This is a genomic window from Chryseobacterium sp. 2TAF14, from assembly GCF_052115105.1.
GTDB lineage: Bacteria > Bacteroidota > Bacteroidia > Flavobacteriales > Weeksellaceae > Chryseobacterium.
Genome location: NZ_JBFRGA010000053.1, coordinates 1 through 20,402, shown reverse-complemented (window position 1 = coordinate 20,402; position 20,402 = coordinate 1). Strand labels below are relative to the sequence as shown.

At 33.8% G+C, this 20,402-nt stretch carries 16 protein-coding genes and 1 pseudogene; 13 read left to right on the top strand and 4 right to left on the bottom strand.

Annotated elements, in window-relative coordinates:
- The first annotated feature begins 349 nt into the window (after nt 1-349).
- The gene (locus tag AB4Y90_RS08025; protein ID WP_441556886.1) at nt 350-508 is read left to right on the top strand and encodes a hypothetical protein; all 159 of its coding nucleotides are present in this window, start codon (nt 350-352) and stop codon (nt 506-508) included.
- 795 nt (nt 509-1,303) lie between these two features.
- Here AB4Y90_RS08025 and AB4Y90_RS08020 read toward each other — a convergent pair.
- Nucleotides 1,304-1,915, bottom strand: coding sequence for a helix-turn-helix domain-containing protein (locus AB4Y90_RS08020; RefSeq protein WP_441556885.1), 612 nt, complete (start codon nt 1,913-1,915; stop codon nt 1,304-1,306).
- 203 nt (nt 1,916-2,118) lie between these two features.
- Here AB4Y90_RS08020 and AB4Y90_RS08015 point away from each other — a divergent pair, with 203 nt between their 5' ends.
- The 4 genes from AB4Y90_RS08015 to AB4Y90_RS08000 all read left to right on the top strand — a co-directional run bounded on the left by AB4Y90_RS08015 (nt 2,119) and on the right by AB4Y90_RS08000 (nt 9,901).
- A complete protein-coding gene (locus AB4Y90_RS08015) occupies nt 2,119-2,766 on the top strand; it encodes a hypothetical protein (RefSeq protein ID WP_441556884.1) in 648 nt (215 codons plus the stop codon).
- A gap of 191 nt (nt 2,767-2,957) precedes the next feature.
- Entirely contained in the window at nt 2,958-4,967 is a 2,010-nt protein-coding gene (locus AB4Y90_RS08010; RefSeq protein WP_441556883.1) for a flotillin family protein, read from the top strand.
- Between the two features lie 328 nt (nt 4,968-5,295).
- On the top strand, nt 5,296-6,780 hold the full coding sequence (locus AB4Y90_RS08005) for a DNA repair ATPase (RefSeq protein ID WP_441556882.1): 1,485 nt from the start codon (nt 5,296-5,298) through the stop codon (nt 6,778-6,780).
- A complete protein-coding gene (locus tag AB4Y90_RS08000) occupies nt 6,677-9,901 on the top strand; it encodes a DUF7902 domain-containing protein (protein ID WP_441556887.1) in 3,225 nt (1,074 codons plus the stop codon). Before AB4Y90_RS08005 ends, AB4Y90_RS08000 begins: the two co-directional genes overlap by 104 nt.
- Nucleotides 9,902-9,943: 42 nt before the next feature.
- On the opposite strand, the gene AB4Y90_RS07995 is transcribed toward AB4Y90_RS08000, so the two are convergent.
- Together AB4Y90_RS07995 and AB4Y90_RS07990 are read right to left on the bottom strand one after the other, a co-directional pair.
- On the bottom strand, nt 9,944-10,279 hold the full coding sequence (locus AB4Y90_RS07995; RefSeq protein ID WP_441556881.1) for a helix-turn-helix domain-containing protein: 336 nt from the start codon (nt 10,277-10,279) through the stop codon (nt 9,944-9,946).
- Nucleotides 10,280-10,300: 21 nt separating this feature from the next.
- Nucleotides 10,301-10,720: a transposase gene (locus AB4Y90_RS07990; RefSeq protein ID WP_441556880.1), complete on the bottom strand. Its 420-nt coding sequence runs from the start codon at nt 10,718-10,720 to the stop codon at nt 10,301-10,303.
- A gap of 668 nt (nt 10,721-11,388) precedes the next feature.
- On the opposite strand from AB4Y90_RS07990, the gene AB4Y90_RS07985 reads away from it, so the two are divergent.
- From AB4Y90_RS07985 to AB4Y90_RS07950, 8 genes are all read left to right on the top strand, one after another.
- Nucleotides 11,389-12,924, top strand: a complete 1,536-nt coding sequence (locus tag AB4Y90_RS07985; protein ID WP_441556879.1) for a SulP family inorganic anion transporter — start codon at nt 11,389-11,391, stop codon at nt 12,922-12,924.
- A gap of 498 nt (nt 12,925-13,422) precedes the next feature.
- Complete coding sequence (locus tag AB4Y90_RS07980) at nt 13,423-14,097, top strand: HAD family hydrolase (protein WP_441556878.1); 675 nt, start codon at nt 13,423-13,425, stop codon at nt 14,095-14,097.
- A gap of 3 nt (nt 14,098-14,100) precedes the next feature.
- Entirely contained in the window at nt 14,101-14,925 is an 825-nt protein-coding gene (locus tag AB4Y90_RS07975) for a phosphoribosyltransferase family protein (RefSeq protein ID WP_441556877.1), read from the top strand.
- Nucleotides 14,915-15,469: a TerD family protein gene (locus AB4Y90_RS07970; RefSeq protein WP_441556876.1), complete on the top strand. Its 555-nt coding sequence runs from the start codon at nt 14,915-14,917 to the stop codon at nt 15,467-15,469. Before AB4Y90_RS07975 ends, AB4Y90_RS07970 begins: the two co-directional genes overlap by 11 nt.
- Before the next feature lie 8 nt (nt 15,470-15,477).
- Nucleotides 15,478-16,647: a toxic anion resistance protein gene (locus tag AB4Y90_RS07965; protein ID WP_441556875.1), complete on the top strand. Its 1,170-nt coding sequence runs from the start codon at nt 15,478-15,480 to the stop codon at nt 16,645-16,647.
- A 15-nt stretch (nt 16,648-16,662) separates the two neighbouring features.
- The gene (locus AB4Y90_RS07960) at nt 16,663-17,610 is read left to right on the top strand and encodes a hypothetical protein (RefSeq protein WP_441556874.1); all 948 of its coding nucleotides are present in this window, start codon (nt 16,663-16,665) and stop codon (nt 17,608-17,610) included.
- A 295-nt stretch (nt 17,611-17,905) separates the two neighbouring features.
- Nucleotides 17,906-18,517 (top strand): TerD family protein, encoded by a 612-nt coding sequence (locus AB4Y90_RS07955; RefSeq protein ID WP_441556873.1) that lies wholly within the window; start codon nt 17,906-17,908, stop codon nt 18,515-18,517.
- A gap of 183 nt (nt 18,518-18,700) precedes the next feature.
- The gene (locus AB4Y90_RS07950) at nt 18,701-19,726 is read left to right on the top strand and encodes a TerC/Alx family metal homeostasis membrane protein (protein ID WP_441556872.1); all 1,026 of its coding nucleotides are present in this window, start codon (nt 18,701-18,703) and stop codon (nt 19,724-19,726) included.
- Between the two features lie 156 nt (nt 19,727-19,882).
- Here AB4Y90_RS07950 and AB4Y90_RS07945 read toward each other — a convergent pair.
- Nucleotides 19,883-20,402: pseudogene (locus AB4Y90_RS07945) on the bottom strand (catalase); the annotation flags it as partial.

Here is a 20,402-nt window from a genome sequence, read left to right as displayed (position 1 = left end):
AACTAAGACTTCGTTAATTATTCGAAGACTTCAGAATAATCGTAACGTTTGTCATTCAGAACGAAACGCAGAGAAGTGAAGAATCTTAATTAATATTTTAAAGATTGCTTCGTCGCTCCGCTCCTCGCAATGACGACATAGGAAATGTAGGCGTTAAGAAAATAAACGATACGAACGTTAAGAAAATTCTACTGTTTGAAGCGTGACACAGATATCGAATCGAAAAACAAATATTGAATTTGGGCAAGTTTTAGAATTTTTAGAGAGTATAGATTATTTTTAGCAGGAGTTTCCAAGTCTTGAATTTTTGGTTCTTTTGCTTCAAGGCAAAACGAACAAAACATAAATATTGAAAAATAAATTTCAACTGCGTAAAAAGAATGCGCACCAAAGCAATAATTTTGCTTCAACAAAAAAAGTAAGTGTCGTAAAACAGAATTTCTTCGTTAAGAGCGGTTATGCAGGTTCCAATCCTGCTTCCGAAAATTCGGAATGGCGTAATAAGTAACGTGCCGCATACAAAGTCTCTGTTTGATTTTTTACCTTACTTTAAAAAAAACGATGCCGTAAAAAAGAGTTCCTTCGACTTTCACTTGAATTAAAACTCTTTTTAAAAATTGCTCGGTTTAAAAAATAAAAAATAATCAAGTGTCGTTTTAGAATCATACTTCGATATTTAATCTTTGGGTCGCGGGTTCGAACCCCGCCTTTTCTTCGGGAAAAGTAGCTCAGTTGGTAGAGTAAAAGCACTGGAAGATTCTTAATTTTTACCTTGATTTTATAATAAAGAGTGTCGTAGAAAAGGCTTACTTCTGGATATAATTTTGGTTCGAGCCCAAACAATCTTGTAAAAGATTGGGAAGTCTTTCGATTTTTACCTCTTTTTTATTGAATTTACAGAAAGAGTGCCGTTAGAAAAAGCTTACTTCGGTTAATCTTATGATATTGGTTCGACTCCATAAAAATAGGTCTTTAATGACCTGTTGTTTCGTGGTTTTTTCGCCTTTTGCCTCTTTTAAAAATAAAAACAAATGCCGTAGAATAGTGTTACTTCGCTCATCACGACGGGGTCGCAGGTTCGAGTCCTGCCTTTTCCACAAGCGCAAAATCTAAATAGGAAAAGTAGCTCAGTTGGTTAGAGCACGATACGCTTTTCGGTTGTTGCTTTGTTTTAATAAAAGTGTCGTAGAGAAAAGATACTTCGTTACCATTTGAAGGGGAGGAATAATGAAGCAGGTAATTACTGCAAGATTATCCGGTTCGATTCCGGCAAAACGTTGCCCCGCTTTTCTTTTCTTGATTTTTACCTTTTATTTTTTTCCAAAACCTCAATCCTTTCCAGAATACTGGAGAGGATATTTTTTTGATCTGCTGAAAGATAGCCGGCAATTTTATACACTTCTTTCTCCGGATGTAATTCTTTCGGAATTGAAGAAAGATATTTTAAGTTTCCGCTCTCTGTAAAAAGCAAAGTGTCAGGATTTTCTTCTGCAATATTCGACTTAACTAAAAACAAAAAGTCTCCAATTTTATAATTTGATAAAAGCAATGTGTTTGCAGTGAATTCATAGATTAAATCGATATTTGCTAATGCTTTTTGCAGTGAATTATATTTGGAATTATTTTCAAAGCTGTTTTCCTGATAAGGTAATTCTGTATCAAACGAAAGCTGAAACTTTTCAAAATTCTCAGGTTTATTTAAATCATCAATAGTTAAAGGAACAGTTAAAAATTTATCCAAATCAAGATTAAAATAATGAGCTACAGTTAAAAGTGTAGATATTTTTGGTTCAGAACGACCTTCTTCATAAGCGCCAATAACTCCCCTGTTTAAATCAAACAAATCTGCAAAAGCTTGTTGGCTTAAACCTTTTGCCTGTCTTATTGTTTTAATATTAGCTCCGAAAAAACTCATAAGTTCTAATCTTTTTTGCAAATGTAAGATTAATTTTAATTAATTTGCTAATAATATTTGCAATTTAGAATAATTTTATTATATTTGTGTACAATCGAAAATAATTAACTATGAAACGTATTGATTTGATTGAAATTTAACGGATATTTAATTAAAAATAAATATTTATTGTCGATAATTTAATTTTAAAAAAAAATTTAGATATGACCTTTCAGGAATTTTTAACAACAGCTTTTTCGCCGGTCAATACTGTTTTGAGCGTGCTGCTGATTTTGGCGGTTATTTATTGGCTTTTTACGATTATTACAGGTCTGGATATTGATATTGGCCTTGATGCTGATTTGGATATTGATACTAATGCACCCGATGGTCATGTTCATATTCCGAACGATGCTTCCGGATGGATTCATTTTTTGAAATTTCTGAACCTTGATATTGTTCCGATTACGTATTTTCTGACGATATCGCTTTTCCTCACTTGGTTGGGCTCAATTTATCTCGAGGTTTCTGCTTCTTTCGAAATCTGGATTTCAGCATTGCTGGTTGTTCCGATGTTTTTCTTCAGTATGTTATTGACGAAATTAATTTTAAAGCCATTAAATCCTTTTTTCAGGGAAATCAATCACAAAGGAGAAATTTCTCATGACTTTTTAGGAAGACAAGGCAGGATGAAATCAACCATTCACGGAAACAAAATCGGAATTCTCGAAGTTTTTATCGGAAGCGACCCAATGACTTTAATGGTAAAAAGCAAAGACGGAGAGAAGATAGAATACGGAACAACAGTTTATATTGTTGACGAAGCGATTGGAAGGAAATACTTTTATGTGGCAAAAGAAATTAAATTTTAAAAATAAAAATTGAAACATTAAGAAACTGAAGATTTGAAATTTTTTTAAGGTCGGATTAATCTGATTAAGTGAGCGCTGAAAAAATATCTGCAGATATTTCCTTAATCCAACTTAAAAACTTAATAAACCTTAATGGTTCAAAATGTTAGAGTAAATTAAAACACATTTAAAAATAAATAAACTATAAAAATATGAATACACCTTTAATTGTAGGAATCGTTGTCATTGTGGTGGCAACCATTGGATTGATTTTCTGGATTTTATCAATGTATAAAAAAACGGTTCAGGGAATTGTTGTTTTGAGAACGGGTTATGGAGGTACGAAAGTGTTCTTCAACGCAGGAATTGTAATTCCGGTCATCCACAGAATGGAATCTATGGATATTTCAGTAAAAAAACTGGAAATCGCCAGAGAAGGAAGAGCTGGGCTGATTTGTAAAGACAATATGAGAGCCGATATTCAGGTGGCTTTCTTTATCAGAGTAAATAAATCGGTGGATGATATTGTCAATGTGGGTCAGACCATCGGTTGTCAGAGAGCTTCGGATATCAATACTTTGAGAGAATTATTTGAGGCTAAATTTTCTGAAGCTTTGAAAACGGTAGGTAAGAAATTTGAATTTATTGAATTATACGAAGCGAGAAGTGAATTCCGTCAGGAAATTTTAGATATCATCGGAACAGACCTGAATGGCTATGTTTTAGATGACTGTGCGATCGATTATTTAGAGCAGACAAAAATCGAGAATTTAGATAAAGACAATATCTTGGATTCTGAAGGGATTAAAAAGATTACTGAATTAACGGCGACACAAAATATCAAAGCCAATCAGGTTCGCAGAGACGAGGAAAAAACAATCACAAAGCAGAATGTTGAAGCTCGTGAAGCAATTTTAGAATTGGAAAAACAGTTGGCGGAAAAAGAAGAATCTCAGAAAAGAGAAGTTGCCAATATTAAGGCCCGTGAAAATGCTGAAATTTTAAAGGTCAATGAAGAAGAAAGGTTAAAGTATGAAACCGTTCGTATTGCAACCGAAGAAAAACTTCAGATTGCAGAAGAAAATAAATTGAGACAGGTTGTTATCGCTGCTAAAAATAAAGAACGTGCAGATTTGGTTGAAACCGAAAGAGTGCAGAAAGACAAAATGTTGGAAGCAACCGAAAGAGAAAGAATTGTTTCTTTGGCTCAGATTGAAAAAGAAAAAGCAATCGAACTTGAGAAGAAAAATATTCAGGATGCAATCCGTGAGCGTTTAACCATGGAAAAAACCGTAGTTGAAGAACAGCAGGTCATCAAAGATCTGGAAGCTTTCAAAACGGCCGACAGAACGAAGCAGGTTGAAATCACTTTAGCAACCCAGGAAGCTGAGAAGAAATTGATTCAGGAAACAAAAGCGGCAGAAGCAAGAAAATTAGCTGCTGAAAAAGATGCTCAGAAATATGTGATTGAAGCTCAGGCGAAAAGAGATGCTGCTGAAAAAGAAGCTGAAGCCCGTAAAATCATCGCTGATGCAAAAGCAAAAGAAGAAGCAACGGTTGGTTTATCTGAAGCTCAGGTTCTTCATGCAAAAGCCGATGCAGCCGAAAGACAGGGAATTGTAGAAGCGGTTGTTATCGAGAAAAAAGCAGATGCCGTGAAGAAAGAAGGAATTGCTCAGGCGGAAGTCATCAAAGAAAAAGCTTTGGCAGAAGCGGCTGGAATTACCGAAAAAGCAGAAGCAATGAAGAAACTCAACGATGCTGGAAAAGATCACGAAGAATTCCGATTGACTTTGGCGAAAGAAAAAGAAGTAGAATTGGCGCAAATATCAATTCAGAAAGATATTGCACAGGCTCAGGCGGGAGTTTTGGCGGAAGCATTCAAGTCTGCAAAAATTGACATTGTAGGTGGAGATAATACTTTCTTTGATAATGTGATTCGCCAGGTTTCTGCAGGGAAAGGTTTGGATAAATTTATCAGCCACAGTGAAAATGCCACTTTAGTAAAAGAAAATCTTCTAGGTGACGGCGAAAACATCATCGAAAAAGTAATGGGAATGGTTGAAAAATACAACGTTTCTTCCGAAGATATCAAAAATATGAGCATTGCAAGTCTTATTTTTAAACTGAACGGTGTTGCCAATCAGCAGGAAAGAGGACTTCTCGACAGAGCAATGGATATGGCAAGAAATCTAGGCATCGATCAAAAACCGATCCGATAAACCATAGATTTTAAAGAGTCCCGAAGGGACGATTTACTAAAGGATAGGATAAAATCCTATCAATAAGTTGCATTAAAATTATATTGTAAAACTCTCATTGTATGATTTTCAATGATGCTTTGAGAGTTTTTTTAAGCCTTAAGGTTATTACGGTATTAAGTTTATTTAAGAAAATCAATAGATTATTTTAATAAGCGTGAAACTAAAGCGAAGCTAAACTTAATGACTCTTAACTGCTTAATAAACCTTAATGGTTAAAAAAAATAAATGTTTTTAACATGATGATGGTAGTATGAAATCTAGCATCTAACATCTAATATCTCAAAATATGTCAGAACAATTAAATTCAGGGACATACGAAATAATTCAGAACCGTTTGAATGAACAGAAAAACGACCTCATTCAAAGGCTTCAGAAGCTGAACGAAAGCCGTAAGGAAATTTTCGGCGGTGTAGACTTTTCACTTATTGCCAACGAAAGAATTTCTACGGAGCACAATTGCGTTGCCAAAGATATTTTCTCACTGAAAGATATTCTAATCTTTGGCTCAAATGCACATTTGGGTTTACAGACGGAGATCAATATCACTGATGTTTTTTCAATTTATAAAATCAATAATAATCGCTTTGAACCACAAAATTCTTCTTTAATTGGGGATGAAATCTTTATTRACGAGTTCAAAAATCTGTATAAATATTACAGGAATACATTCTTTGCACGCTTTCATTTTACAGAAAACTATTTGTACATGGTTTTTCAGTTGTCGGAAAGTCCGTCAGATATCAAAGCGTTTAAGTGGCTGATTAAAGACAATCAGTTGACGTATGTTGATTCACGGAGCGCTTCAGAAGTGACGTATCCGACTCAACATGGTTTTGCATGGACGAAAGCGACCAGAGATATGCAGCGAAGCGGAAAATTTCCGCATGTTTCTTTGGCTGATAAAGTTTTTGTGGAATCAATCGGTGGAGATTTAACCATAAAAATCGAAGATAATACTGATACCGGCAAGGGAATTTATTCTGAAGAAGTCATTAATAAAGATCAGAATCTCGATGATGCGGAAATCCATTTTTGTGACCTGGATAATCTGGTTTTATTGAAAATCAAGCCTTATCAGGAAAACGAAAGGTATTTTATTTACAATCATAAAGAAAAAACGGTTTCGAGAGTTGATACGCTGAAGTATTCTGCGGTTTTGCTTCCGGAAAATCAGGGCGTTTTGTTTTCAAATGGTTATGCTTTGCAGACGGGAGGTTTAAAAGTAATTTCTCAGGATGTCAACCGGCTTCACTATCTGAAAACCATTCAGGAACCAAACGGTGAAAATTTTATGTATGTTTTTTATGATGATAAAACCAATAATTATCAGCTGATTTCGTATAATATCATTAGCCAGACCATCGAAATACCGATCCGTTGCAGCGGATTTTCAGTTTTGAGTGACGGGAAGCTGATTTATTTAAGAGAAAGTGTAGAAACCACGAAGCATCATTTAGCCCAAATTTGGCAGACTCCGTATTCCAAAGAATTGCTGCCGAATACAAAAAAATCAGATACGCTTCTATACAAAATCGGAAATAAGGATATTGTAAGAGTGATGGCGGAAAGTCAGGAATTGATCACGCTTTTAAATAAAAAAGATTCTTACAGCGGATTGTATGATGATATTGTAAAACTACTATTCTCAATTGACCGAATATATCGATATGCTTTCCCAAATCAGGGCTTTACGTGGAGAAATTATCGGAGCAAGAGATCTAAAATATGTGGATGTTGCTATTCTCGATTCTTTGGAAAAATCATTGTCTGAAAGATCTGAAGAGCTTTCCAATGCGTGTGTAAATTTCCTTCTTCAGGATGATGCGTTGATTCCTTATCAAAACAGAGCGCAGCAGATTTCTGAAAATATTATCAATTTGCAGAAAGCGATTGATGCCAAAACGATTGATGAAGAAATCAATAATTTGTCGGGACAGCTTGAGCTTTTGGTTGATATTGTCAATAATTTAAAAATTGAAGACACCTCACAATCTACGCAGATTATTGAAAATATTTCGGTGATTTTTGCAAGATTAAATCAGGAACGATTAGAGCTTTCAAAAAGGAAAAGAGAGATTTCTGGGAAAGAATTGTCTGCTGATTTTCAGGCACAAATGACGTTGTTTGATCAATCGGTAATTAATTTTCTAGAACTGTCTCAAACTCCCGAAAAATGTGACGAATATCTGACCAAACTTTCCATTCAACTGGAAGAAATGGAAACGAAGTTTGTTGATTTTGATGAATTTATCCAAAAGATTGGCGAAAAACGTGAAGAAGTTTACGGTCATTTTCAAAATAAAAGAGTTCAGTTAACAGAATCCCGAAACAAGCGAACCCAAAGTTTATACGATTCTGCGCAGCGAATTTTAAAATCAGTTCAGACAAAATCTGAATCTTTTGATTCTGAAAATGAAATCAACGGTTATTTTGCGACTGATTTAATGGTTGAAAAAGTCCGTGATATTTCCCGACAGCTAATGGAAATGGAGGATTCTGCAAAAGCGGAAGAAATCCAGACTTTATTGAAAACTTCTCAGCAGGAAGCAGTCAGAAAACTTAAAGATAAAAAAGAAATTTATGCGGACGGAGACAATGTAATTGCTTTGGGCGATTATAAATTTGCGGTCAACCGTCAGAAATTAGACCTGACTTTGGTGTTAAGAAATGCTCAGTATTATTATCATTTGACGGGAACTGCATTTTATGAGCCTTTAAATTTTGAAACGATTTCAGATTACAAAGAAGTTTGGAACCAGGAATATATTTCAGAAAATCAGATTGTAAAACGTTTTGAATATTTAGCATGGAATGTCTTTTCGCAAAATAAAAATATCAATATAGAAGAACAGAACCGAATTGCCATTCAACAATTTATGACGGAGCATTTTGGCGAAGGTTTGGTAAAAGGAATTCACGATGAAGATGCATTGACGATTGTTTCAAAATTGCAGCAGATGCACAATGAATTAGGATTGATGCAGTTTACGCCGAAAGAAAGAGCTTTAGCGCAGTTGTTTTGGTATTTTTTGAATCAGGAAAGGAAAGAATATTACCAAAAGCAGTTTGAGGCGGCGAATTTAATTTCAAAATCATTTACAACAGATAAGGGTTTTCAATATTTAAATGAAGAATTGTCGAATGAAATAAAATCATTTGCCCAAAACAATCATCTTTTTGCTGAAGTAAATTATCTGAATGCGGCAATTTACCTGAAAAGAGAAAACAAATCGGCGTTTTWGGTTTCGGAAAAAGCAGGTTTATTGTATGAATCATTTTTAAAAGATTTAAAAGAAAAAGGAAAAGATTTAGAATTTATCGACCAGTTGAATGCTTTAAAACAATATCCTGCAGCCTGTTTTTCTATTGCGGAAAGTGCTTTGAAWGCGTTCTTGCTTAATTCAGAATCAAACTTTGAAGATGATATTAAAAAAGAAGCAGCCGTATTTTTTGTAACGCAGAATTTTGATGCTAAAAATATTCTTCATGTTGCTTATGAAACGGTTTTGAGAGGTTTAAAATCTTTAGAAAAAGATGTCGATTACGCTTTGAATTATTATGAATTCAGTTCCCGTTTATCAAATTTCAATGAAGTGGTTGTTCCGAAATACAAACAACTTCAGGAATTGAAGGCGAAATGGGTCAACGATAAAAAGAAAGCTCTGAAAATCGATACTTTTAAATCTCAGGTTTTAAGTTCTTTTGTAAGAAACAGATTGATTAATGATGTGTATTTTCCATTAATCGGAGCCAATTTAGCCAAACAATTAGGAACAGTCGGAAACGACAAACGTACCGACAGAATGGGAATGTTGCTTTTGGTTTCGCCTCCTGGTTACGGAAAAACAACGTTAATGGAATATATGGCTGACCGAATGGGATTGGTTTTCATGAAAATCAACGGTCCGTCAATTGGTCACGATATTGTTTCGACAGATCCGAATGAAGCGAAAAATGCCGGAGCAAAACAGGAACTTGAAAAGCTGAATTTAGCTTTGGAAATGGGTGATAATGTGATGTTATATCTTGATGATATTCAGCATTGTAATCCTGAATTTTTGCAGAAATTTATCTCTTTAGCCGACGGACAAAGAAAAATCGAGGGAATTTATAATGGCGAAAGTAAAACTTACGATTTGAGATCAAAACGTTTTTGCTTGGTAATGGCTGGAAATCCGTACACGGAAAGTGGTGAGAAATTCAGAATTCCGGATATGTTGGCAAACCGTTCGGATACTTACAATTTAGGAGAAATTTCAGGAAGTAAAACCGAATTGTTTGATTTAAGCTTAATTGAAAATGCTTTGATGTCAAACGATTACCTCACGAGATTGACGCAATTCGGAATGGAAAATCTTTACAATCTGTACGACAGTATTCAATCGAACTCACCAAATGTTGATTTGGCAGGAAATTTCAGTTCAAACGAAATTTCAGATTTCAGAAAAGTGCTTGAAAATACTTTGAAAGTAAGAGATGTTGTTTTAAAAGTTAATAAACAATACATTAATTCTGCGGCAATGTCTGATGAATACAGGAACGAGCCGGCTTTCAAATTGCAGGGTTCTTACCGGAATATGAACAAACTGATTACGCAGATTCAGCCTATTTTAAAAGAGGAAGAAGTAATACAAATTGTTTTAAATCATTATCAAAATGAATCCCAGACTTTGACCACCGGAGCAGAATCGAATATGCTTAAATTAAAAGAATTAATGAATATCATTTCGGAAGATGAAAATCACCGTTGGGAAGAAATCAAAAAAACTTTTGTTAAAAATAAGACGATAAAAGGTTTAGGAGAAAATGACCGGATTACGCAGGTAATTGCTTTATTAGCCCAGTTCAGCGAAGGTTTAGACGGAATAAAAGATGTTTTGAATAAAAATTAAAAAAGCAAAAAACACTACTTTCGAGTAGTGTTTTTTTTGTTTCTATGAGTTGTTTTGAAGTTCTTCTTCAAGAATTTTTTTCCATTTGGAAAAAGTAGTTCGGCTGATGTTGTATTTTCTTGACATAAAGCTTGTCGACAAATCGTGTTTTTTCTGATAATTCAGAAATTTCATCATTGTTTTTTTGTCGTACGTTTTAAGCTGCTGATTGGTTTTTGAAGTTTCTTTGCTCTGTTTGAAAAGTTTTTCATTCAGCTTTAAGATCTCTTCTGTAGAGTCTAATTTGTCTAATTGTTCCCTTATTTTCGGGCATTCCAGTTTTTCCGGATATTGTTTTTGCAAAAGATCCTGGTAAATTCTGTTGTAATTTGGTTTCATAAATTTGGTGTGTTTAGTTATTTAGCTTTTCTTTTGAATCCAGCGGTGAAGCGTGCTTTTCGGGATAGAATATTCTTTAATTACATCAGCCTGGGTCATTTCACCCGATTCTATTCTTCCCAGAATGAAATTTTTTATTTCCTGAGTATATATGTTTTTTCTGAATTGTGGTGTTTTTTCAGATTTTGAAGTATTGGTTTTATTGACGGCAGAAGGAGGTGCGTATAAAATCAGATGCGAGCTGTAAAGCCTGAAGAAGTCGTATTCCAACAGTTTGCTCCATCTCAGAAGAATCTCGGTGTCTACAGATTTGCTTTCATAGATTTTTTCAACAAACTCTTCATCTTTCGCCAGAAAATTACAGATCCTTTCAATAGAAATGTTCTTGTGATCTACCATTTCTTTGATATATTCACCTATATGGATGTTTTTGTACAACATTTACTAATAATCGATTTTTTTTAAATTAATTACATTTTGTGTAATAAAGAAATGATTCTGAGTTCTAAATAAACGGTGAAACAAATTTTCAGTTTTTAATTTATTTAAAAAAAAGCAGTTGCTTAATTCCTTTATAATATTAAATATTTGGTTTTGTAAAAAGTTGATTCCGCCAATCTGTGTTTTTGGTTGGGTTCTGAATCAAGCTTTAATTCAAATGTTAAATTTGGTATTAGTACATTTTAAAGTAATTCAATAAAAGCTGAACTTATCAAACGCTTTTGTATAAATTATGTAACATAATGTTATTTTGTACTACAAAATATTTACCTGATTCACTTTCCAAAATTAAAAAAAAATACGAACAATCACTATTCTTTATTTAGATAAATAGTAAGAATTTTTAATTTATGTTGAAAATAGATTGTTAAAAAATACTCAAAAGGATTGAATTTTGAATTCATATTGTTTCTTTCTTATACATTTTCAATATAATACAATTCATACGCTGCTGAATAATGAATACCGATCGTCTAATAACAGTTAAGAAGTCTTATTTTTGCAGATGAAAAATAAGCTGGTTTATTAAAAAACAATGTAAGTATTATTTCATATTTGTATTTTAATAATAAATCGTCATAATCTTTAATAATTTTATAATTTTCCCTATGCAGTCTCTCGCTTTATTTGATTTTTCAAAAAAAATAAATCTTAAAAACGAAATTTTAGCAGGATTAACCGTTGCGATGACGATGATTCCGGAGTCTCTTTCATTTGCAATTTTAGCGGGGCTTTCTCCATTAACAGGATTATATGCTGCTTTTATGATGGGTTTAGTAACTGCAGTTTTGGGCGGTCGCCCCGGAATGGTTTCCGGTGGAGCAGGAGCTACAATCGTTGTTTTGATTGCTTTAATAAAATCTCACGGAGTAGAATATCTCTTCGCAACTGTAGCGCTCGCTGGGATTTTTCAATTACTGGTTGGTGTTTTCAAGCTCGGAAAGTTTGTAAGATTGATTCCGCAACCTGTAATGTACGGCTTTTTGAATGGTTTGGCTGTCATTATTTTTATGGCACAGGTCGAACAATTTAAAATCATTGATGCAAATGGAGTGGTGAGTTGGCTGGAAGGTGCTTCTTTATATATAATGGCTGGACTTACAGTTTTAACGATTGCTGTAGTTTATTTTTTTCCGAAAATCACCAAAGTTGTTCCGGCTTCTTTAGTTGCTATTTTAGTAGTTTTCGCCATCGTTATGGGTTTTAATATTAACACCAAAACCGTTGCAGATATTGCCCACATTAGCGGAAGTTTGCCAAGTTTTAAAATACCGCATCTTCCTTTTTCATTAGAAACTTTACAGATTATTTTTCCTTATGCTTTAATTATGGCAGGAGTTGGGTTGATTGAGTCTCTCTTAACCTTATCTATGGTCGATGAAATTACCAATTCGAAAGGAAGCGCTAATAAAGAATCCGTAGCTCAGGGTTTAGCCAATATTACCAACGGTTTTTTCGGCGGAATGGGAGGTTGTGCGATGGTTGCTCAAACTTTGGTTAATTTAAATGCAGGTTCCAGAGCCCGACTTTCAGGAATTATTGCTTCAATTACGATTTTATTTATCATTTTAGTCGGGGCTCCGTTTATTGAAAAAATTCCGATGGCAGCTTTAGTTGGCGTGATGATGATGGTTGCAATCAGTACTTTTCAGTGGGTGTCGATCAGGATTGTCAACAAAATGCCGAAATCCGATATTTTTGTAGGAATTACAGTGGCTTTAATTACCATTGTTCTTCACAATTTAGCATTAGCTGTTTTGATTGGAGTTGTGATCTCTGCCTTGGTTTTTGCCTGGGATAATGCGAAAAGAATTCGTGCCAGAAAACACATTGACGAAAACGGAATTAAGCATTACGAAATTTTCGGACCTTTATTTTTTGGTTCTGTAACGGCTTTTACAGATAAGTTTGATCCGGTAAATGACCCTGAGGAAATTATTGTCGATTTTAAAGAAAGCAGAATTGTAGATATGAGCGCGATTGATGCATTAGCCAAATTATCAAAAAAATACGCTCAGCAAAACAAAAAATTACATTTAAAACATCTCAGTGAAGACTGCCGTAAAATGTTAAAAAATGCCGAAGCCGTAATAGAGGTAAATATTCAGGATGATCCTACGTATAAAGTAATGCCTGAGAAGTAGAGTTTGAGAGTGGGAGTGTTTTAGAGTTTGGTGAGTTTTTATAGAGACAAGAAGAGTCCCGAAGGGACGATTTAAAATAGAATCGTATAAAATGCGATTAAAAAAATAAAATCAAAAGTGTAAAATACCAAAAAAAGAACCTGTGAAAATCCGTGCGATCTGCGGGAAATAGAAAATTTCTAATTGATCATTAACAATTCACCCAATAACCCAACAAGGACTGTAAAATAAAATTTACAGCCCTCGTTTTTTAGGTTATTAATCATTAAAAAATCATTTTACCGTAAAGAATTTCAAAAAAATATTTATAAAAGTAAAACCCTTATCTAGTTCGTCTTTTATTAAAATCTTAAAAAATCTTAAAAAAAATCAAGATTGAATGAAAAATTTTATCTTTGAAAGGAATTGAAAAATAAAACACAGAGTGATGATTAGAAAATGTAAAATATTTAGAAAAATCTTTTTCAATCAAAGCTATAACAATTAACTTACCCTATTTTGAAAACAGATATCGACATTCACAAGCACGATCATTTTTCGTTTGATCTATGGCTTACTTTAATAAAATCTCACCCCGAATTTAAGACAAAAAGAGTTGAGCTTTTTTCTTCTTTTTTTGATGTGAATAAACCTATTGATGAAGTTGCAAAGACAGTGAAATATTATGATGATCTTTGTAATAATATTAATGAGGTTATCGGCGGAAATGTCGATACTTTCGAGATTTATTTGTTAATTTTAAATTCTTTGAATGTTGATATAAAGCAACTCACCCAAGAAAATTTTAATGAATTTTACCAAAAAAGTGAAGATCTTTTTTTAGAATATAAACCTGTGGTGATTTTTGACGAATTGCACAATTTTTTTGATGAAATTAAAAATCAGGGGAAAACGATCAATATTTTAAGCAATACCGGCTTTATTAAAGGTACAACCATGCGGAAGTTTTTGATGAACGAAAACCTCGATCAGTACATCGATTTTCATATTTATTCTGATGAGATTAAATGTTCTAAGCCCAATCCTCTGGTTTTTCAGGAAGTGAAAAATCAGATCAAAAATCAGGAGCTTCAAATGGAGCAGATTTTGCATATTGGAGACAATCCGATTGCCGATTACAAAGGCGCAAAAGATTTCGGATTCAACGCACACCTACTCAAACACCAAATATAAATTATGAACAGGCGTTACAGTTTACATAAAATAAATTCTGCAGAGGAGTTTACATTTTGCCCCTCAGAATACAGCTATTTTAAATATGGCGATAAATTTTTTGCTGAAAAATTTGCGAAGGAACTTTTTGACGGTTTCATCAGTCAGCATCCTGAAATTTTAGATACTGATAAAGAAATCGTGGTTTTGCCAAGTCCGTATATGGCGATTCCGACGGCTTCTAATTTTCTGTGTTTTTACTTTAAAAAGCATCTTGATTTCTATCTTTTTCAAAAAGGGAAAAAGTCGAGCATTATTTCGAAAATCAACAGGAATCATACGTATACAACCGATTACGGAACTTTAAGTTTTGAAGACCGTAAAAATCTGATTGCCAATGACACATATTATCTCGATAAAGATTTTTTGAGAGGAAAACTCTGCATTTTCATCGATGATATTAAAATCACCGGAAGCCACGAGTACACTGTGAATAARATTCTCAATCAATATGCAGTAAATGCTGATTTTCTTTTTATGTATTATGCGGAATTAACGAATCTTGAGATTGATCCGAAGATTGAAAACTTTTTCAATTATTACACGGTAAAAAATGTTCAGGATGTGGTGGAAGTAATGTCTAAAGAAAGTTTTCAGTTTAATACGAGAATTGTAAAGTATATTTTAGGCTTAAATTCCGAAAATTTTGAGTATCTTACCTCAAATGTTAAAAAACAGCATACAGAAGACCTGATTGAGCTTGCAATAAGCAACAATTACCATTTAATAAAAGAATACGAAAATAACATAAACACTTTAACACAAACAGAAATCTATTATGGCAATTAACTTACAGAAAGGGCAAAGAGAAAATATAAATGCACCAAAATTTACCATCGGATTAGGATGGGATATCAATAATACATCTACAGGCGGAGCTTTCGACCTTGATGCGTCTTTATTCCTGTTGAATGACAGCAAAAAATTGGTTTCAGACAACCATTTTATTTTTTACAATAACCTTGAATCTCCGGATAAAGCCGTAATTCATTCCGGTGACAACTTAACTGGTGACGGTGATGGAGATGATGAGCAGATAAAAATTGATTTAACTAAAATTGATTCTGCAGTAAAGGAAATTACAGTTGTTGTTACCATTCACGAAGCAGATACGAGAAGACAAAACTTTGGGCAGGTAAGAAATTCTTTTATCAGAATTTTTAATACAGATACCAACGAAGAGATTTTGAAATATGAATTAGACGAAGATTTTTCTATCGAAACTGCTGTAGAATTCGGAAGAATCTACAATAGAAACGGCGAATGGAAATTTGAAGCGGTTGGAAGCGGGCAGAGAGAAGGTCTGGATAAATTTGTATCAATGTATCAATAATCACAATTATGGATAATCAACAAAATAACCAAAACGATCCGTTAGGATCAATTGAGCCTTTAAAAAGTTTCGATCCGACACCTTCAATGAGTCAGTCGTTACAACCGGATCCTGCAGCTCCTCCCGTTCTTATGGATCGTGACGGAAATGTGAATTTAAGCCAGATTCAGGATGCAGACCGTGCAAAATATGAAATGGTTGCCAATTCTATCGACGAAACAAATCCGGGATCGATTGTAAATTTCGGTTCGGAATTACAAAAAACTTTGGCAAATCAGAGTGACAGTTTCTTAGGAAATGTAAGAAGATCAAATTCAGGCGAAGTAGGAGAATTGATCAATAATTTATTGATTGAATTAAATTATGTTGACGTTGACGAAATCAATAACGGCGGAGTAAAAGGTTTTTTAAGCAAAATTCCTTTTATGAAAAAAATGCTGACTCAGGTTGATAATCTTTTCGCTAAATATGATAAAATTACAAGCAATATCGACCAGATTTCGCATAAAGTAAACGCCGGAATTATTACTTCAACGAAAGATAATGCAGTTTTGCAGACAATTTTCGACAGCAATGTGAATTCAATCAAAGCAATTGAAGATTTAGTAATTGCCGGAAATTTAAGAATGGAAAAAGCTGCAGTTGAATTAGCTCAAATGGAAGCCAACGTTCAGAATTTTGCCGATTACCAGATTGCTGACAAAAGAGATTTTATCAACAGATTAGACAGAAGATTGGCAGATTTGAAAGTGGTTCGTCTGATTATGATGCAGTCTCTTCCGCAAATCAGGTTGGTGCAGAATAACAACGTTTCGATTGCTGAAAAGGCGCAAACTATTTTGACAACGACTTTACCGGTTTGGAAAAACCAGCTTTCTTTGGCAGTAGCGATGCACAGACAACAGCAGAATATCGAGATTCAGCAGAGAGTTTCTCAGACTACTGAAGATATTTTAAAGAAAAATGCAGAGCGTCTCGGTCAAAATTCAAGAAATGTAGCGAGAGCAAACGAACAGACTATTGTTTCGGCTGAAACGTTGAAAGAAACGACTGCAATGTTAATCAATACATTGAATGAAGTAAAACAGATTCAAAAACAAGGTACGGAAAGCAGAAGAAAACTGGATCAGGATCTTCAAAGTCTGGAACACGAATTAAAAGCAAACATCAGAGGTTAATAAGAGGGTAAAAAGGTGAATGAGGAGGTTGCAATCATAATGTCTCAAAGCAAAAGAAGATTAACAAGGCTTAAACTTCTGGCTAATTTCTTTGAAAATGTTGATATCATTGCGATTTATATCAAAACAGATATCATTCATAATTTATTTAATGAAAATCAGACATTAGATTTTAATAAGCTTGAACTATTTCATCTTCAGTATACCGACAGTCTCATCGAATTGTTGACCAAGATCAAAAAGAAAAAAGAAAACGATTTGCTGGCTGTTATCAACGAAATCAATATCAATAACCGATATATTGCTTCTTTCGAAGAAAAAAAGACCGACAGTTTTGAAACCGACAGGAAGATCTACAGCGGGATTTTTTCTGAACATCTGAAAAATCTCTACAAAGATCTCACAGAAGACAGAGCAATGCTGAACTGGAATGATGTGCTGTATTTTCATAAAAAATATGCCGCAGAATTTTACAGAACAGATTTTGATGAAGACAAACTGAAACCTAATTCTGTCCCGTTCTACCAGTATCAGGATTATTGCATCGAAAGAAAATTGTTGGGAAAACTCAATATTCAGAATTTTAAAGTTCGTTTTGTCTGCGGTTATCGTGTTGAAAGAGATGAGTATGAATTGTTTAAGATTTTTCAGTCTGATGAGCATTTCGTTTTCAATGTTGAAGAAAAGAAAATGTATCTGATTGATGATGAAGATTTGGAATCATTAAATACCAATGAAAATGAATCAAATCAGATTTCAATCATCAATCAGCTGAAAAGAAAGAACGAAGATCTTACCGAAACGATGGAATTCAGGAAAAAAGAACTTTCACCAGATGTAACGGCGGTCTTGAAAGATTATCTCAGAAATCTGGAGAGCATTGATATTATGAGTAAAATATTTGATGTGAACGAAGAGACAAATATTCTTCGCGCAATGCTTAATTTGAATATAAATAATTAAAAAAGTGAATGGTCAATTGTGAAATGTGAATTTTACAATCATTCCTTTAAACCAAAAAACAAAATATTTAAGTATGCAAATTTTCTTAGCTAAGTGAAATCGAAGATTCGACGAAGTCAAACGACTTTGCCTCAAATATATATTTAACTTATTTGAATCGGCGAAACTTCGTTTTGCGAACGAAAAATATTCAGAACAAATTTTAAAAAAAATCTTTGCAGACATTGCATTTAATTTAAATTTAAATGACTGAAAAACTATATTAACTAATTAACTAAAAATAACTAACATAATAATGGCTATTAACTTACAAAAAGGTCAAAGAATAAACCTTACCAAAGAAAACGGAACGACACTTTCCCAGGCTTGCGTAGGAATCAACTGGGGTGCAATCGAGAAGAAAAGCTTTTTCGGCGGAACTTCAAAAGAAGCAGTAGACTTAGATGGAAGCTGTATTTTATATGATTCAAACAAAAATGCAACGGAAGTAATCTATTTCGGAAATTTAAAATCAAAAAATGGATCTGTAAAACACAGTGGCGATGATTTGACGGGTGATGTAAACGGTGATGACGGATTAGATAACGAAGTAATCACTGTAGATTTTGCTAATTTAGATCCTGCTGTTGAGCATGTTGCTATGGTTTTACACAGTTACAGAGGTCAGGATTTCGGAACGATTCCTTTTGCGTCAATCAGAATTTATGAAGGAACTCCTACAAACGTAAGAGAGGTTTTTGCTAAATATGATATCGCAAACGATAAATCTTTCAGCGGTCACGTTTCAATGGTGATGGGAGTTTTCTACAAGAGAAACGGCGAATGGAAGTTCAATGCGATCGGAGATCCTACTTCAGATAAAAAATTAGAGCAGACGGTACAAACTGTTCAGCAAAAATATTTATAGAAAAATTAGTTCATTCAATAGAAATGGGCTTTAGCCCATTTAGACTAAGATAAATTCATCTTTGGCTTTAGCCAAAACTTATTTATTGAATGCATTATTTTATTGAAATTAAAATAGATTTAAATAAGCAATAGCTGTATATTTACAACTATTGCTTTTATCATATAATAAACAAAAACTAAAGTGGAACAACATCAAAGTATTTTAGAACTGCACCCGGGTTTGGTGTGGGGATTTGCGGTAACAGTTGTGATCATGTTACTTCTCGATTTGGGAGTTTTTAATAAAAAAAGTCATGAGGTTTCTTCCAAAGAAGCTACAATCTGGTCAATTGTTTGGATCTCGCTGTCAATGGTTTTTTCCGGAGTTGTATATTGGGTTTTCAATCAGGCCGAAGGTCATGCTTTAGCAGTAGAAAAATTTACACAATATCAGGCTGCTTATTGGATTGAGAAAGCGCTTTCTGTAGATAATCTCTTCGTATTTATTCTGGTTTTTGGCTTTTTTAAAGTTCCAAAATTTTTACACCATAAAGTTTTATTCTGGGGAATTATTGGAGCTTTGATTTTCAGGGCAATCTTTATTTTTGCTGGAGTTGAACTGATTGATTTAACGTATTTACCTGAGATGAATGTCTTTGGTCACACCGTGAGAATCAACGTAGTGATGACGCTTTTTGGCTTGTTCCTGATTTATGCTGGAATCAAATCCTGGGGTGACGGTGGAGACGATGATGATGAAGATTACAGCAATACGGCAGGAGCAAAACTGATCAAAAGTTTCTGGAAAGTTTCAGATAACTATGATGGCGATAAGTTTTTTACCGTGCAAAACGGAGTGAAAATGGCGACACCTTTATTGGTTGTTGTTGGGGTAATCGAGTTTACAGACGTTCTTTTTGCGGTAGATTCTATCCCTGCTATTTTTGCGATTTCAAACGACCCTTTTATCCTTTATACATCAAATATTTTTGCGATTTTAGGATTGAGATCCTTGTATTTCTTGCTGGCGAACTTCATTCATATGTTCAGCAAGCTTCCTTACGGATTGGCAATTATTTTGGCATTTATCGGGGTGAAAATGTTAATTGCACCTTGGTATCATATCTCATCTCCGGTTTCATTAGGAATTGTAGGCGGTGTCTTGGTACTTTCGGTACTTATTTCTATCATGTTTCCCGACAAGAAAGATGATGAAGTAAAAGAATAACTAAATAAAAAATAATACATAGAAGGCTTTACAAATCGTAAAGCCTTTCTTATTTCTAAAATTTAACGAATATTAAAATTCACAACTCACTTGCGAAGCAAAATTCACCATTGATCTTTCCATCAACCATCAACCATCAACCAACCACCAACAACATTATCTATATTTCAACAGCTTATTAATCTTCTTTCTCGTCTGCAGCGAAACTTTATACGCTTCATCTCTGAGTTTCTGAATTTTTCCGACAGGCTGAAAGATTTCAGCGCTTTCAAAAGGATTGAAAGATAGAAGTTCGTTTTCACAGCCTTTTGGATTAAGTAACGAGTCTTTTTCAATTTTAATTTCCCCGATTTTGATGAAAGGCGAATTTTTCCATTCGATATTAAGCTTGTTGATCGGCTGATCATTCAGATTATAGCAAAATTGGATGTATACCTCAGCAAAATAATCATGAGTTTTGCAAAAACTTTCAACGGCTTCCTTTACTGAATCTCTTTTGCCGAAATTTTTATTTGAGTTTTTAGGACTTACCTTAATTTTAATCATTTTATCGTCAAAACGATAAGCTCCCACAGAATGATAATCAAAAGAAAGGATGAAATTATTTTTGTTTAAAATAAGTTTCCAGACATTTTTTAAAAAAGATGGGTTTAATGTGAAAGGAATTACCTTATAG

Bases quoted from the DNA above. Each gene is read 5' to 3' on its own strand.
- AB4Y90_RS08020 (WP_441556885.1), bottom strand. From the start codon at position 1,915: ATGAGTTTTTTCGGAGCTAATATTAAAACAATAAGACAGGCAAAAGGT.
- AB4Y90_RS08015 (WP_441556884.1), top strand. From the start codon at position 2,119: ATGACCTTTCAGGAATTTTTAACAACAGCTTTTTCGCCGGTCAATACT.
- AB4Y90_RS08010 (WP_441556883.1), top strand. From the start codon at position 2,958: ATGAATACACCTTTAATTGTAGGAATCGTTGTCATTGTGGTGGCAACC.
- AB4Y90_RS07995 (WP_441556881.1), bottom strand. From the start codon at position 10,279: ATGAAACCAAATTACAACAGAATTTACCAGGATCTTTTGCAAAAACAA.
- AB4Y90_RS07990 (WP_441556880.1), bottom strand. From the start codon at position 10,720: ATGTTGTACAAAAACATCCATATAGGTGAATATATCAAAGAAATGGTA.
- AB4Y90_RS07985 (WP_441556879.1), top strand. From the start codon at position 11,389: ATGCAGTCTCTCGCTTTATTTGATTTTTCAAAAAAAATAAATCTTAAA.
- AB4Y90_RS07970 (WP_441556876.1), top strand. From the start codon at position 14,915: ATGGCAATTAACTTACAGAAAGGGCAAAGAGAAAATATAAATGCACCA.
- AB4Y90_RS07965 (WP_441556875.1), top strand. From the start codon at position 15,478: ATGGATAATCAACAAAATAACCAAAACGATCCGTTAGGATCAATTGAG.
- AB4Y90_RS07955 (WP_441556873.1), top strand. From the start codon at position 17,906: ATGGCTATTAACTTACAAAAAGGTCAAAGAATAAACCTTACCAAAGAA.